The following is a 1,566-nucleotide window of genomic DNA, read 5'->3' on the forward strand; positions in this document are numbered from 1 at the left end:
GAACGGTTAAGTTATTAAGGGCGCACGGCGAATGCCTTGGCACTAGGAGCCGAAGAAGGACGGCACTAACACCGATATGCTTCGGGGAGCTGTAAGTGAGCTTTGATCCGGAGATTTCCGAATGGGGGAACCCACTACGTTTAATCGCGTAGTATCTTGACGTGAATACATAGCGTCTTGAAGGCAGACCCAGGGAACTGAAACATCTAAGTACCTGGAGGAAGAGAAAGAAAAATCGATTCCCTGAGTAGCGGCGAGCGAAACGGGAAGAGCCCAAACCAAGAGGCTTGCCTCTTGGGGTTGTAGGACACTCTATACGGAGTTACAAAGGAATGAGTTAGATGAAGCGACTTGGAAAGGTCCGCCAGAGCAGGTAAAAGCCCTGTAGTCGAAAGTTCGTTCCCTCCAGAGTGGATCCTGAGTACGGCGGAACACGTGAAATTCCGTCGGAATCCGGGAGGACCATCTCCCAAGGCTAAATACTACCTAGTGACCGATAGTGAACCAGTACCGTGAGGGAAAGGTGAAAAGCACCCCGGAAGGGGAGTGAAAGAGATCCTGAAACCGTGTGCCTACAAGTAGTTAGAGCCCGTTAATGGGTGATAGCGTGCCTTTTGTAGAATGAACCGGCGAGTTACGATTACGTGCGAGGTTAAGCTTTAGAAGGCGGAGCCGCAGCGAAAGCGAGTCTGAATAGGGCGAATTAGTACGTGGTCGTAGACCCGAAACCAGGTGATCTACCCATGTCCAGGGTGAAGGTGAGGTAACACTTACTGGAGGCCCGAACCCACGCACGTTGAAAAGTGCGGGGATGAGGTGTGGGTAGCGGAGAAATTCCAATCGAACTTGGAGATAGCTGGTTCTCTCCGAAATAGCTTTAGGGCTAGCCTCGTGATGAGAATACTGGAGGTAGAGCACTGTTTGGACTAGGGGGCCATCCCGGTTTACCGAATTCAGACAAACTCCGAATGCCAGATATTTATACACGGGAGTCAGACTGCGAGTGATAAGATCCGTAGTCAAAAGGGAAACAGCCCAGACCACCAGCTAAGGTCCCAAAGTAATCGTTAAGTGGAAAAGGATGTGGCGTTGCACAGACAACCAGGATGTTGGCTTAGAAGCAGCCATCATTTAAAGAGTGCGTAATAGCTCACTGGTCGAGTGACGCTGCGCCGAAAATGTATCGGGGCTAAACGATTCACCGAAGCTGTGGATTGACATCTACGATGTCAGTGGTAGGAGAGCGTTCTAAGTGCGTTGAAGTCAGACCGGAAGGACTGGTGGAGCGCTTAGAAGTGAGAATGCCGGTATGAGTAGCGAAAGACGGGTGAGAATCCCGTCCACCGTATGACTAAGGTTTCCTGAGGAAGGCTCGTCCGCTCAGGGTTAGTCGGGACCTAAGCCGAGGCCGATAGGCGTAGGCGATGGACAACAGGTTGATATTCCTGTACCACCTCCTCACCGTTTGAGAAATGGGGGGACGCAGTAGGATAGGGTAAGCGCGCCGTTGGTTGTGCGCGTCCAAGCAGTAAGGCGTGTGTGTAGGCAAATCCGCACACTGTACGT

Annotated in this window: 1 rRNA gene (only partly in view); it reads left to right on the forward strand. The window is 51.7% G+C overall.

The features are described 5' to 3' along the window. The first annotated feature begins 4 nt into the window (after positions 1-4). Positions 5-1,566 (forward strand): 23S ribosomal RNA (locus ACIQXJ_RS24080); it runs 1,465 nt beyond the window's last position.

The organism is Lysinibacillus sp. NPDC097868, from assembly GCF_044761135.1.
GTDB lineage: Bacteria > Bacillota > Bacilli > Bacillales_A > Planococcaceae > Lysinibacillus.